The sequence below is a fragment of the Pseudomonas sp. GW821-FHT01E10 genome, from assembly GCF_059422365.1.
Genome location: NZ_JBWKWT010000023.1, coordinates 25,970 through 39,829 on the forward strand (window position 1 = coordinate 25,970; position 13,860 = coordinate 39,829).

General features: G+C 60.7%; 12 protein-coding genes. 2 read left to right on the forward strand and 10 right to left on the reverse strand.

Annotated features, from left to right (window positions below):
- Positions 1-82: 82 nt before the first annotated feature.
- From AC07V0_RS26255 to gap, 10 genes are all read right to left on the reverse strand, one after another.
- On the reverse strand, positions 83-232 hold the full coding sequence (locus tag AC07V0_RS26255; protein WP_018926485.1) for a hypothetical protein: 150 nt from the start codon (positions 230-232) through the stop codon (positions 83-85).
- A gap of 190 nt (positions 233-422) precedes the next feature.
- Positions 423-1,934: a transcriptional regulator GcsR gene (gene gcsR / locus AC07V0_RS26260; protein ID WP_064616369.1), complete on the reverse strand. Its 1,512-nt coding sequence runs from the start codon at positions 1,932-1,934 to the stop codon at positions 423-425.
- Positions 1,935-2,079: 145 nt separating this feature from the next.
- A complete protein-coding gene (locus AC07V0_RS26265; RefSeq protein WP_086944502.1) occupies positions 2,080-2,439 on the reverse strand; it encodes a DUF5064 family protein in 360 nt (119 codons plus the stop codon).
- Between the two features lie 79 nt (positions 2,440-2,518).
- A complete protein-coding gene (arcC, locus tag AC07V0_RS26270; RefSeq protein WP_086944503.1) occupies positions 2,519-3,448 on the reverse strand; it encodes a carbamate kinase in 930 nt (309 codons plus the stop codon).
- Between the two features lie 96 nt (positions 3,449-3,544).
- Complete coding sequence (locus tag AC07V0_RS26275; protein WP_064616373.1) at positions 3,545-4,555, reverse strand: ornithine carbamoyltransferase; 1,011 nt, start codon at positions 4,553-4,555, stop codon at positions 3,545-3,547.
- A 69-nt stretch (positions 4,556-4,624) separates the two neighbouring features.
- On the reverse strand, positions 4,625-5,881 hold the full coding sequence (gene arcA / locus AC07V0_RS26280; RefSeq protein ID WP_018926480.1) for an arginine deiminase: 1,257 nt from the start codon (positions 5,879-5,881) through the stop codon (positions 4,625-4,627).
- Between the two features lie 51 nt (positions 5,882-5,932).
- The gene (gene arcD, locus AC07V0_RS26285) at positions 5,933-7,360 is read right to left on the reverse strand and encodes an arginine-ornithine antiporter (protein ID WP_086944504.1); all 1,428 of its coding nucleotides are present in this window, start codon (positions 7,358-7,360) and stop codon (positions 5,933-5,935) included.
- 445 nt (positions 7,361-7,805) lie between these two features.
- Positions 7,806-9,137, reverse strand: a complete 1,332-nt coding sequence (locus AC07V0_RS26290; protein ID WP_310397001.1) for a CoA transferase — start codon at positions 9,135-9,137, stop codon at positions 7,806-7,808.
- Between the two features lie 219 nt (positions 9,138-9,356).
- Entirely contained in the window at positions 9,357-9,821 is a 465-nt protein-coding gene (locus AC07V0_RS26295) for a methylglyoxal synthase (RefSeq protein WP_064616377.1), read from the reverse strand.
- 18 nt (positions 9,822-9,839) lie between these two features.
- A complete protein-coding gene (gap, locus tag AC07V0_RS26300; RefSeq protein WP_007934706.1) occupies positions 9,840-10,841 on the reverse strand; it encodes a type I glyceraldehyde-3-phosphate dehydrogenase in 1,002 nt (333 codons plus the stop codon).
- Between the two features lie 219 nt (positions 10,842-11,060).
- On the opposite strand from gap, the gene edd reads away from it, so the two are divergent.
- The gene (gene edd, locus AC07V0_RS26305; protein WP_495020053.1) at positions 11,061-12,887 is read left to right on the forward strand and encodes a phosphogluconate dehydratase; all 1,827 of its coding nucleotides are present in this window, start codon (positions 11,061-11,063) and stop codon (positions 12,885-12,887) included.
- Positions 12,884-13,834 carry a glucokinase gene (locus AC07V0_RS26310; RefSeq protein ID WP_086944506.1) on the forward strand — a complete coding sequence of 317 codons (951 nt, stop codon included), beginning with the start codon at positions 12,884-12,886 and terminating at the stop codon, positions 13,832-13,834. The genes edd and AC07V0_RS26310 overlap by 4 nt, the downstream gene beginning before the upstream one ends.
- The last annotated feature ends 26 nt before the right edge of the window (positions 13,835-13,860 follow it).

The following is a 13,860-nucleotide window of genomic DNA, read 5'->3' on the forward strand; positions in this document are numbered from 1 at the left end:
AAGAAAAAAGCCTAGGTGGATCAAAGCCTTGGACAGCGGTGATCAGGATGGGGTGTATTGATATCATTCCACTGTAGCGCTTTCAGTACAGATGGAGGTCGCTTTTAATGGGTTTTTCCCGGTAATCCCTGAAGAAACCTTTTATGTAGGAGCGAGGCTTGCCCGCGAAGCTTTTAGCGGTCTTGATGGCCTCTTCGCGGGCAAGCCTCGCTCCTACAGTAATGCTGTTCACTTAAACACACTCTTCAGTCATGCCTACCTTTTGTGGCGAGCGAGCTTGCTCGCGCTGGGCTGCGTAGCGGCCCCAAAAATCTGACAACCATTGCCGATTTTTGTGAGTGCTGCGCACTCAAGCGGGAGCAAGCTCCCTCGCCACAGGTCTCTCTGACTCAATACTTCCTTAAGTGAACGGCATTGCGCTTCTACAGGGGCTTGTTGGGAATCCCGTACTTGCGCAACCGATGGGCAATCGCGGTGTGGGAGGTTTGCAGGCGGCTGGCCAGTTGGCGGGTCGAGGGGTAGCTGACGTAGAGCTTTTCCAGCAGGTCCTTCTCGAACGCTTCCATGGCCTGTTCGAGGCTGTCGACCTCAATGTCGCTCTGGCGCGCCACAGAGGTGCCGGCGATGTCGAGGTCGCCGATGTCCACCAGGCTGCTTTCGCAAATCGCCGCGGCGCGGAAGATCACGTTCTGCAATTGCCGTACATTGCCTGGCCAGCGATTGCCCAGCAGCGCCGGGTAAGTGCCGGGGGCCAGGCGACAGACCGGGCGCTGGATCTGCGCGCAGGCCTGCTGCATGAAGTAACGCGCCAGCAGCAGAATGTCCTGGCCGCGCTCGCGCAGGGGCGGGACTTCGACATTCAGCACGTTGAGGCGATAGAACAGGTCTTCGCGGAAAGTGCCTTCGCTGACCATTTTTTCCAGGTCGCGATGGGTCGCGCTGAGGATCCGCACGTTGACCTTCACTTCGCGATCGCCGCCAACCCGACGGAAGCTGCCGTCGTTGAGAAAGCGCAGCAGTTTCGCCTGCAAATACGGCGACATTTCACCGATCTCGTCGAGAAATACCGTGCCCTGGTTGGCCAGTTCCATCAGCCCCGGCTTGCCGCCCCGTTGCGCCCCGGTGAAAGCGCCGGGGGCGTAGCCGAACAGTTCGCTTTCGGCGAGGTTTTCCGGCAGTGCCGCGCAGTTCAAGGCCAGGAACGGCGAACTGTGGCGGGCGCTGATGGCGTGGCAGGCGCGGGCCACCAGTTCTTTGCCGGTGCCGGTTTCACCCTGGATCAGCAACGGTGCATCAAGGGCTGCGACGCGTTGGGCGCGGGCCTTGAGCGTACGAATCGCCGGGGATTCGCCGAGCAGCGCATCGAAACCTTCAGCGTGATCGTGGTGCAGCGCCGAGAGGCGTTCACCGATGCGGTTCGGTTGATACAGGGTCAGCAGGGCGCCGGCGTCGGTGATCGGCGTGGCATCCAGCAGCAGGGTTTGACCGTTGACGGTGATCTCGCGCAGCGGCAGGCGGAAGCCGTTTTCCAGCAATGTGTCGAGCAGTGCCGGGTCGGCAAACAGCTCGCTGATGCTTTCACCCGCCGGTTCGCGACCGTACAGGGCAATCAGTGCCGGGTTGGCCAGCAGCACCTTGCCGGCGCTGTCCAGGGCCAGCACCGGGTCGGTCATGGCGGCGAGTAGCGCATCGAGCTGCAAGTGACGGCGTTGGCCGGGAAGGATGTCGACCACCGTCACCGCTTGTACACCACGCACGTTGAACAGCGCATCGCGCAGCTCTTCGAGCACGGCCGGGCTCAAGGTCGGGGCGTCGATGTAGACGTTGGGCGGCACCATTTCCACCGCATCCAGATTGAGATTGCGCCCACCGAGCAGAGCCAGGACTTCCTGGGTGATACCGACGCGGTCGATGAAACTGACGTGGATGCGCATGGGGCGGTTTGGTTCTGGAGTGCGGAGGGTGGCAAGTATGCCTTGGGGCGGGCCAATGGTGAAATCCTGTACAGGACTTCATGACAACGATGATCTCCTGTGGGAGCGGGCAAGCCCCGCTCCCACAGGTTCAGCGTTCACCGTTTTATCCCAGGTGTTCAGGTTTGACCGGGTCGCCGGATTTGATGTCGAGTTGGGCCCGCACGTCTTCAAACATTTCGTCGTAGTACTTGTGCATGGCGCCGATGTTGGCGGTCTTGGGCATGCCGTACTTTTGCGCGATGCGCGTGGCGTGGCGGGCAAAGTCGAAGGCCTGGTCCTTGGGCAGATAAAACGCTTCATTCAGCTCCTTGCCCTCGACCGAACCACGCAGCGTGAAGAGCATGCCTTGGCCTTCCTTGGGATCCTGAGCAATTTTGTATTCAATGTGCAGGTTGTAGCTGTAATCGTCCTTGTTCAGCGCATGGCGCTCGATGTGCAGGTGTCCGGGTTCGAACGTAGCCATTGGCGTCTCTCCTTCAAAGGCATTGAATCAGGGCAGACCTCACGCCTGCCCCCCTGCGTTTCTTTCTACTCGTTTCTTTCTATTGATAACTGATGCCAGGCGTCGCTGTGCTGATACGGGTGCCGGCCTTGCCCTGGATGATCGCTTCGATGTCCGAGAGTGAACCGATTACCGCGACTTTCCCAGTATGGCGGGCGAACTCGCAGGCCGCCTGGACCTTTGGTCCCATGGAGCCGGCGGCGAAGCCGAGTTTGTCCATTTCATCGGGGTGAGCCTGGGCGATGGCTTTCTGGGTGGGCTTGCCGAAATCGATAAAGGCCGCATTGACGTCAGTGGCGATCACCAACAGATCGCTTTCCAACTGTTCGGCCAGCAACGCCGAGCACAGGTCTTTGTCGATCACCGCTTCCACACCCTGCAGTTTTCCGTTGGCGTCGTAAATCGTCGGGATGCCGCCACCACCGGCGCAGATCACGATGCTGCCTTTTTCCAGCAGCCACTTGATCGGGCGGATTTCGAAGATACGTTTGGGTTTCGGGCTGGCGACCACGCGCCGGAACTTGTCGCCGTCCGGGGCGATGGCCCAGCCTTTCTCGGCGGCGAGTTTCTCGGCGTCGGCCTTGGAATAAACCGGGCCGATCGGTTTGCTGGGGGCCTGGAACGCCGGGTCGTTGGGGTCGACTTCGACCTGGGTCAGCAGGGTGGCGAAGGGCACTTCGAAGTCCAGCAGGTTGCCCAGTTCCTGTTCGATGATGTAGCCGATCATGCCGTCGGTTTCGGCGCCGAGTACGTCCAGCGGGTAAGGCGAAACCTGGCTGTAGGCCGCCGCTTGCAGCGACAACAGGCCGATCTGCGGACCATTGCCGTGGGCGATCACCAGTTGATTGCCGGAATGAATCTTGGCGATCTGTTCGGTGGCGATCCGGATGTTCGCGCGCTGGTTGTCCGCGGTCATGGGCTCACCCCGGCGGAGCAGGGCGTTACCGCCCAGAGCAATGACGATACGCATAGTGCAGTCCTTCTAAATAGGGGCGGGCAATCTGATCTCCCTGATGATCGTCCCCCACGGGGACCGTGGGAACGATCATGAGCAAGTGTTCAGCCGTCAGACGTCCGCCAGTGCCGACACCAGAATAGCCTTGATGGTGTGCATACGGTTTTCCGCTTGCTCGAAGGCGATGTTGGCCGGCGATTCGAAGACTTCTTCAGTCACTTCGACGCCGTTGGCCAGGTGCGGATAGCGTGCGGCGATGTCCTTGCCGACCTTGGTTTCGCTGTTGTGGAACGCCGGCAGGCAGTGCATGAACTTCACGCGCGGGTTGCCCGAGGCCTTCATCATGTCGGCGTTGACCTGGTACGGCAGCAGTTGCTCGATGCGCTCGTCCCACGCTTCCACCGGCTCACCCATCGACACCCAGATGTCAGTGTGGATGAAGTCCACGCCCTTGACCGCGGCTTTCGGGTCTTCGGTGATGGTGATGCGCGCGCCGCTCTCTTCGGCGAAGGCTTTGCACTGATCGATGAAGTCCTGATGCGGCCACAGCGCTTTCGGTGCGGCGATGCGCACGTCCATGCCGAGTTTGGCGCCGATCATCAGCAACGAATTACCCATGTTGTAGCGCGCATCGCCGAGGTAGGCGTAGCTGATGTCGTGCAGCGGTTTGTCGCTGTGTTCGCGCATGGTCAGGGTGTCGGCGATCATTTGCGTCGGGTGGAATTCAGCGGTCAGGCCGTTGAACACCGGTACGCCGGCGAACTTGGCCAGCTCTTCGACGATTTCCTGTTCGAAGCCACGGTACTCGATGGCGTCGAACATCCGCCCCAGCACGCGGGCGGTGTCCTTCATGCTTTCCTTGTGGCCGATCTGCGACGACACCGGGTCGATGTAGGTGACGTGGGCGCCCTGGTCATGGGCCGCGACTTCGAAGGCGCACCGGGTGCGGGTCGAGGTTTTTTCGAAGATCAGCGCGATGTTCTTGCCTTGCAGGTGCGGACGCTCGGTGCCGGTGTATTTGGCGCGCTTGAGGTCGCGGGACAGGTCCAGCAGGTAGTGCAGCTCGCGAGTGGTGTGGTGCATCAGCGAGAGCAGGCTGCGGTTGCGCATGTTGAAAGCCATGATTGGATCTCCTTGGGTGTCGGTTATCCCCTCGGCCGTGCTGGATAAGCATCGGCCAAGGCTCGAAAGTTAATAGTCGATAGGGTCGCGAATGATCGGGCAGGTCATGCAGTGGCCACCGCCACGCCCGCGCCCGAGCTCACTGGCGCTGATGGTGATGACCTCGACGCCGGCCTTGCGCAGCAGGGTGTTGGTGTAGGTGTTGCGGTCGTAGCCGATGACCACGCCTGGCTCCACCGCCACCACGTTGTTGCCGTCGTCCCATTGCTCGCGTTCGGCGGCAAAGGCGTTACCGCCGGTTTCGACAACGCGCAGCGCCTTGAGGTTGAGGGCCTTGGCCACGGTGTCGAGGAAGCTGGTTTCTTCACGGCGCACGTCGATGCCGCCCGGTTTGCTTTCATCGGGGCGCAGGCTGAAGGCGACGATCTGCTTCACCACTTCCGGGAAAATCGTCACCAGGTCGCGGTCGCAGAAGCTGAACACGGTGTCCAGGTGCATCGCCGCGCGGGATTTCGGCAGGCCGGCGACGATGACTCGTTCCACGGCTTTGTTCTTGAACAGGTTGACCGCCAATTGGCCGATGGCCTGGCGGGACGAGCGCTCGCCCATGCCGATCAATACCACGCCGTTGCCGATCGGCATCACGTCACCGCCCTCAAGGGTAGCGTTGCCGTGGTCCTGGTCGGGGTCGCCGTACCAGATCTGGAAGTCGGCGTTGGTGAACTGCGGGTGGAATTTGTAGATGGCGGTGGCCAGCAAGGTTTCCTGACGACGCGCCGGCCAGTACATCGGGTTCAGGGTCACGCCGCCATAGATCCAGCAGGTGGTGTCGCGGGTGAACTGGGTGTTGGGCAGCGGCGGCAGAATGAAGCTGGAATGACCGAGGAAGTCGCGGAACATCTGAATGGTCTTGCCACCGAAACTGTCCGGCAGGTCATCGGCGGAAACCCCGCCGATGAGGAATTCGGCGATCTTGCGTGGCTCCAGGCTACGTAGCCAGGCCCCCACTTCATGGACCAGGCCGAGACCGACCGAATTGGCGGTGATCTTGCGTTCCAGAATCCAGTCCAGCGCTTCAGGCATCGCGACGATGTCCGTCAGCAGGTTGTGCATTTCCAGCACGTCGACACCACGCTCGCGCATTTTGGTGACGAAGTCGAAGTGGTCGCGTTTGGCTTGGGCGACCCACAGCACATCATCGAACAGCAGTTCGTCGCAGTTGTTCGGGGTCAGCCGCTGGTGGGCCAGGCCGGGGGAGCAAACCATGACTTTGCGCAGTTTGCCGGCTTCGGAATGGACGCCGTACTTAACTTTTTCCGTGGTCATTACCGTGTTCCTCCAGATCAAAACATTCAGGTGCTGCTTTTCATTACAGTGCTAAAGGGTCAGAAAGCCGGCATACAGCCCATAGGCCGCCACCAGGGCGCCTACGACGACGGCGGCGAAAATCAGCTTCTCGACGTTAGTGAAAACCGGTTTGTCGACTTCAAGTTTGGCCTTGGCGAACAGGATCGCGCCGGGGGCATACAGCAGGGCGGAGAGCAGCAGGTATTTGACGCCGCCGGCGTACAGCAGCCAGATCGCGTAGATCAGTGCGATGCCACCGATGACCAGGTCTTTGCTGCGCTCGGCCGCAGCGTTTTCATAGCTCTCACCGCGCACTGCCAGCAGCAGGGCATAGGCCGCCGACCACAGATAGGGCACCAGGATCATCGAGGTAGCGAGGTAGATCAGCGACAGGTAAGTGCTGGCCGAAAACAGTGTGATGATCAGAAACAGCTGCACCATCGCGTTGGTCAGCCACAGCGCGTTGGCCGGTACAAGGTTGGCGTTTTCACGGCGCAAAAACGCCGGCATGGTGTGGTCCTTGGCGGCAGCGAACATGATCTCCGCGCACAGCAACACCCATGACAGCAACGCCCCGAGCAAGGAAATGATCAGGCCGACGCTGATCAGCACCGCGCCCCAATGACCAACCACATGTTCCAGCACCGCAGCCATCGACGGGTTCTGCAGTTTCGCCAGCGCGGGTTGGGTCATGATCCCCAGGGACAACACGTTCACCAGCATCAGGAACAACAGCACGGTGATGAACCCGATGACGGTGGCTTTACCCACGTCGCTGCGTACTTCGGCACGGGCCGAGAAAATGCTCGCGCCTTCGATGCCGATGAACACCCACACGGTGACCAGCATCATGTTGCGCACCTGGTTCATCACACTGCCCAGGTCAGGGTTTTTGATGCCCCAGATGTCGGCGGTGAAAATCTCCAGTTTGAACGCGAACAAGGCGATCAACACGAACAGCAGCAGCGGTACGACCTTGGCGACGGTGGTTACCAGGTTGATGAACGCCGCTTCCTTGATTCCCCGTAAAACCAGAAAGTGCACCGCCCAAAGCAGCAGCGAGGCGCCGATTACCGAAGCCACGGTATTTCCCTCCCCAAAAATGGGGAAGAAGTAGCCGAGGGTGCTAAACAAGAGAACGAAGTAACCCACATTGCCCAGCCAGGCACTGATCCAGTATCCCCAGGCCGACGAGAAACCCATGTAGTCGCCGAAACCGGCCTTGGCGTAGGCATAAACACCGCCATCCAGCTCAGGCTTGCGATTGGCCAGGGTCTGGAAGACGAAAGCGAGGGTCAACATGCCCACTGCGGTGATTACCCAACCAATAAGAACAGCACCGACATCAGCACTGGCGGCCATGTTCTGGGGCAAAGAGAAGATTCCGCCACCAATCATTGAACCGACCACTAAAGCAACGAGCGCACCGAGTTTCAGTTTTCCGGGGGATTCAGACATAGCATGACTCCAGTGCAGGAGAAGAGAGACAACAGAGTAGTTCTGCTGGCTGTTCAATCAGCTGACATAGATCAGTGCATGGGCACATTCCATTGTTAATGAAAGACTTATGTATCTTTCTCGGACATAGCGGTATTACCGGGGAAGCCCTGTTCAGAGGGGGCAAGTCAGGTGGGCGTAAGCGGTATTGCTTGGGCTTTGAAATTAGTGTGTTTCTGCGGTTTCGCCAATTTTCTGATAACTGTTTATATGACAGATTTGATTTATCAGGTGCGCGGTACTGGAATTAATGAATAATCGTTATTTCGTTTTATCTGTTTAGTTAAAAATAACTACGTGACAGTGTTTGCAGTGACTGTTCTGGCCTCATCGCGGGCAAGCCACGCTCCCACAGGATCACGCTATACCTGTGGGAGCGGGCTTGCCCGCGAAAGCTATCTGGTGATCACCACCACTGCGCGCGATGGGCGCCCAGTTCCCCGGCCGGCAGCGCCCATTGCAGTGGTGTCCCGGTGATCTTCAACGGCACCTGTAACCGATGGGCCGGTCCCCACGGCGTTTGCTCAATCAACATCCCTTGATCGTGGTCATCCTCTGCGCGCAACGGCTCGTTGGTTCCGGCGCCATGTTCGATCAACAGCTTCGCCGTCCGTGCCAGCGACAGCCGCGCAGAGCCACCGTGCCCCAATAGCTTGATCGCACTGGCCGCCATCAAATACCCGGTGGCATGGTCAAGGGCCTGGACCGGCAGCGGTGTCGGTTTATCCGCCTTCCTCCAGTGCATGCCAGCGTCGGCAATCCCGCTGCTCATCTGCACCAGGCTGTCGAAGCCGCGACGGTTCTGCCAAGGGCCGCTCCAGCCGTAAGCGTTGAGGCAAACATCGATCAGGCCCGGGGCCAGTGCCTGGCGTTGGGCGATGCCGTAACCCAGGCGTTCCAAGGCATCGGCGCGGTAGCCGTGGAGCAGGATGTCGGCGTCCTTGAGCAGGCTTTCGAACACCGCGCGATCGGCTTTGTCGTGCAGATCCAGGCGCGCACAGCGTTTGCCCAAGGTGACTTCCGGCACCACGCCCGGTTCGTTCCAGGTCGGTGGGTCGATGCGCAGCACGTCGGCGCCGAGCCCGGCGAGGAAGCGGCTGGCGATCGGGCCGGCGAGCACTCGCGTGAGGTCCAGTACCTTGATTCCGGCCAGCGGTTGCGCCACCGAGCCTTGCCACGGTTTGGCGGTTTGGTTGCCATCGACGCTGAACTGAATCAACGGCTCGGCGTTCACGGCCCGACCTTGGGGGTGAGCTTGCCATTGCGTCCAGCTGCGCATCTCGGCGGCGCAACCACCGGCCTCGACCACTGCTTGTTCCAGATCGCTTTTCGCCCACTGAGCCACTTTGCTCGCCATCGCTGCGCGGTCGGCACAGGCGCCGAGTACTGACTCAGCAGCGGCGCGGTGATGGGGCGCGTTGGTGTGCAGGCGGATCCAGCCGTCCTTGGTCGCGTAGTCACCGGCGACCGGATCCCACAGCGGCGGGACGCTCCAGCCCACGGGGCGGATCGAGGTGGCGAACCAGAACGACGCCAGGCGGCGGTCAACTTCAAGGCTGGGCAAACGACCGGTTTGCCGGTGCAGCAGTTCGCTGGCGGCCTGGCCGGCGGCAGCAATGCTGGCGCAGGCCAGATCGGTCACGGCAAATGCCGAGGGCAGGGCGCCGCTCGAGGTGAACGGGATTGGGGTGTGAGGCAAGCCGAGTGCGGCTTGAATGGACGTGAGTAAATCAGTCATCGAAGGCCCTCCGGAGCGAGAGCCCGAGCATAGTTCAAAAAGACGGCTCGGCCAGATGAAATCCTGTAGAGAGAGCGGTGCGGCGCTCCGACTTGCCCGCGAAGTCGTTGACCGTGTTGCGACCTTCGCGGGCAAGCCTCGCTCCTACGGGGATATGCATTCCCGTGAGCGAGCCTGTTGTCACAGAGCCTGTTGTCACAGAGGATTTATGCCAGCGCTTTACCCACGCCCCTGCAGATAGGTCGCGTAATCCGGGATGCGGTGTTCGTGAGCCTGATCCATCAACGGGCTGCTGAGCAGGTAGTCGGCGCTGCATTCGTTGCAGGCCACGGGGATGTTCCACACCGCCGCGACCCGCAGCAACGCCTTGATGTCCGGGTCGTGGGGTTGCGGTTCGAACGGGTCCCAGAAGAACACCAGCATGTCGACGCGCTGCTCGGCGATTTGCGCGCCGAGTTGCTGGTCGCCGCCCAGCGGCCCGCTGATCATGCTTTCCACCGGCAGGCCGAGGCGTTGTTGCAATAACAACCCCGTGGTGCCGGTGGCGACCAGTTCATGCTGCGCGAGTTTGTCTTTCTGCCGCTCGGCCCAGTCCAGCAAAAACACTTTGCAATGGTCATGGGCGACCAGGGCGATACGCTTGCGCGCCGCCATGGTCTTATGCGTAAAGCTGATACCGATCATCGGTTGCTGCTCCACGGTTTACTCTGCGTTGCAGAGCGCCAGGCAGTTATCGAGCATGCGGTTGGAGAAGCCCCACTCGTTGTCGTACCAGGCCAGCACTTTGAGCAGCTTGCCGCTGGACTTGGTGTGGTTGGCGTCGAAGATCGACGACAGCGGGTTGTGGTTGAAGTCGCTGGATACCAGCGGCAGGGCGTTGTAGCCGAGAATCTTCGAGTGTTGGCTGGCTTGTTTGAGCAGCGCATTCACTTCATCGGCCGACGCTTCGCGCTTGAGCTGCACGGTCAGGTCCACCAGCGACACGTTGATCACCGGAACACGCACCGCCATGCCGGTCAGTTTGCCCGCCAGTTCTGGCAGCACCAGGCCTACCGCTTCAGCGGCGCCGGTCTTGCTCGGGATCATGTTCTGGGTGGCGGAACGGGCGCGGTACGGGTCGGTGTGGTAGACGTCGGTCAGGTTCTGGTCGTTGGTGTAGGCGTGAATAGTGGTCATCAGACCGCTTTCGATGCCCAGCTCGCGGTGCAGCACCTGGGCCACCGGGGCCAGGCAGTTGGTGGTGCACGAGGCGTTGGAAATGATCTGGTGCGACTGGCGCAGAATGTCGTGGTTAACCCCATAAACCACAGTGGCGTCGGCGCCTTTGGCCGGGGCCGAGATAATCACTTTGCGCGCGCCGGCCGTAATATGCGCGGCGGCTTTGGCGCGGTCGGTGAACAGACCGGTGCATTCGAACACGACGTCGACCTTCTCCGCGGCCCAGGGCAGTTCGGCCGGGTTGCGAATGGCGCTGACCGAAATACGGTCGCCGTTGACGGTCAGGCTTTCCTGATCGTGCTGGACATCGGCATCGAATGTGCCGTGAACGGTGTCGTACTTGAGCAGGTGAGCATTCATCGAGCTGTCGCCCAAGTCGTTGATTGCCACGATCTGCAGATCCTGACGATAGCCTTGGGTATACAGTGCGCGCAGGACATTACGGCCGATACGGCCAAAACCATTGATTGCGATTCGAAGAGTCATTTACAGCGCCGCCGTCGTTTTGTTGTTGGAATTACAAGATTATTCGCAAAAAAATAGAAAACAAGCCTTTTTAGTGGCAATATTTTGTTTTATCTACAACGAGTGACCTGAATCAACTGGTCCGAATGATCAAGAAAGCCGTCTGTCATCCCGATCACAACGGCGTTTGATCAGCATAGACAATCAGGTCGCCACATCCGTTAGCCTGGAGTTCTACACATGCATCCCCGCGTCCTTGAGGTCACCGAACGGCTTATCGCCCGCAGCCGCGCCACGCGTGAGGCTTACCTTGCATTGATCCGTGGCGCCGCCAGCGACGGCCCGATGCGCGGCAAGCTGCAATGCGCCAACTTCGCCCACGGCGTGGCCGGATGTGGCAGTGACGACAAGCACAGCCTGCGGATGATGAACTCCGCCAACATCGCAATTGTTTCGTCATATAACGACATGCTCTCGGCGCACCAGCCGTACGAAGTCTTTCCTGAACAGATCAAAAAAGCCCTGCGCGAAATCGGCTCCGTCGGCCAGTTTGCCGGTGGCACCCCGGCCATGTGCGATGGCGTGACCCAGGGCGAACCGGGCATGGAACTGAGCCTGCCGAGCCGTGAAGTGATCGCGTTGTCCACCGCCGTGGCGCTGTCCCACAACATGTTCGATGGCGCGCTGATGCTCGGCATCTGCGACAAGATCGTGCCGGGCCTGATGATGGGCGCGTTGCGCTTCGGTCATCTGCCGATGATTTTCGTGCCGGGCGGGCCGATGGTGTCGGGCATCTCCAACAAGCAGAAAGCCGATGTGCGTCAGCGCTACGCCGAAGGCAAGGCGACCCGCGAAGAGCTGCTGGAATCGGAGATGAAGTCCTACCACAGCCCTGGCACCTGCACGTTCTACGGCACCGCCAACACCAACCAGTTGCTGATGGAAGTCATGGGCCTGCACTTGCCGGGCGCCTCGTTCGTCAACCCGAACACGCCGTTGCGCGATGCCCTGACCCGCGAAGCGGCGCATCAGGTCACGCGCCTGACCAAGCAGAATGGCAACTTCCTGCCGATCGGCGAAATCGTCGACGAGCGTTCGCTGGTCAACTCCATCGTGGCCCTGCACGCCACCGGCGGCTCGACCAACCACACCTTGCACATGCCGGCCATCGCCATGGCTGCGGGCATCCAGTTGACCTGGCAGGACATGGCCGACCTCTCCGAGGTGGTGCCGACCCTGAGCCACGTGTACCCGAACGGCAAAGCCGACATCAACCACTTCCAGGCGGCGGGCGGCATGTCGTTCCTGATCCGTGAACTGCTGGAAGGCGGCCTGCTCCATGAAAACGTCAACACCGTGCTCGGCCACGGCCTGAGCCGCTACACCCAGGAGCCGTTCCTCGATAACGGCAAACTGGTCTGGCGCGAAGGCCCGATCGAAAGCCTCGACGAAAACATCCTGCGCCCAGTGGCTCGTGCATTCTCGCCAGAAGGCGGTTTGCGGGTGATGGAAGGCAATCTCGGTCGTGGCGTGATGAAGGTCTCGGCAGTCGCCCTGGAAAATCAGGTCGTCGAAGCCCCGGCCATGGTGTTCCAGGATCAACAGGACCTGGCCGATGCATTCAAGGCCGGTCTGCTGGAGAAGGATTTTGTCGCGGTAATGCGCTTCCAGGGCCCGCGCTCCAACGGCATGCCGGAACTGCACAAGATGACGCCGTTCCTCGGCGTGTTGCAGGACCGTGGCTTCAAAGTAGCGTTGGTGACTGACGGGCGCATGTCCGGCGCCTCGGGGAAAATCCCGGCGGCGATCCACGTCAGCCCCGAAGCTTATGTGGGCGGCGCTTTGGCACGGGTGCGTGAGGGCGATATCATCCGCGTCGATGGCGTCAAAGGCACTCTGGAGCTTAAGGTGGACGCCGAAGAATTCGCAGCACGCGAGCCGGCCAAAGGTCTGTTGGGCAACAACATCGGCACCGGTCGCGAACTGTTTGGTTTCATGCGCATGGCCTTCAGCTCCGCAGAGCAAGGCGCCAGCGCCTTTACTTCTGCCCTGGAGACGCTTAATTGAAACTGGCTTTGGTCGGTGACATCGGTGGGACCAACGCACGTTTCGCGTTGTGGAAAAACCAGCAGCTGGAATCGGTCCAGGTTCTGGCGACGGCAGACCACGCCAGCCCGGAAGAAGCGATTGCGCTGTACCTGAACGGGCTCGGCCTGGCGCCGGGTTCGATCGGTTCGGTGTGCCTGTCGGTGGCCGGCCCTGTGAGCGGTGATGAATTCAAGTTCACCAACAATCACTGGCGGCTCAGTCGCAAGGGTTTCTGCAAGACCTTGCAGGTGGATCAACTGCTGCTGGTCAATGATTTCTCGGCCATGGCGCTGGGCATGACCCGCTTGCAGCCGGGCGAGTTCCGGGTGGTCTGCGAAGGCACGCCGGAACCGTTGCGGCCAGCGGTGGTGATCGGTCCGGGCACGGGGCTGGGCGTAGGCACGTTGCTCGATCTGGGCGAGGGCCGTTTTGCCGCGTTGCCGGGGGAGGGTGGTCACGTCGATCTGCCGCTGAGCAGCCCGCGAGAAACCCAGCTGTGGCAACACATCTACAACGAGATCGGCCATGTCAGCGCTGAAACGGCATTGAGCGGCAGTGGTTTGCCGCGAGTCTACCGGGCGATCTGCGCGGTGGATGGCCACACGCCTGTGCTCGACACGCCTGAGGCGATCACGGCGGCCGGGCTGGCGGGTGATCCGATTGCCCTGGAAGTGCTCGAGCAGTTCTGCTGCTGGCTCGGCCGCGTGGCCGGCAACAATGTGCTGACCACCGGTGCACGGGGTGGTGTGTACATCGTTGGCGGGGTGATTCCACGGTTTGCCGACTTTTTCGTTAAAAGCGGTTTCGCCCGGTGCTTTGCCGACAAGGGTTGCATGAGCGATTACTTCAAAGGCATTCCGGTGTGGCTGGTGACAGCGCCGTATTCCGGCCTTGTTGGCGCGGGTGTGGCGCTGGAGCAGGCCTGAGACCGCGTCACCTCATTCGCGGGCAA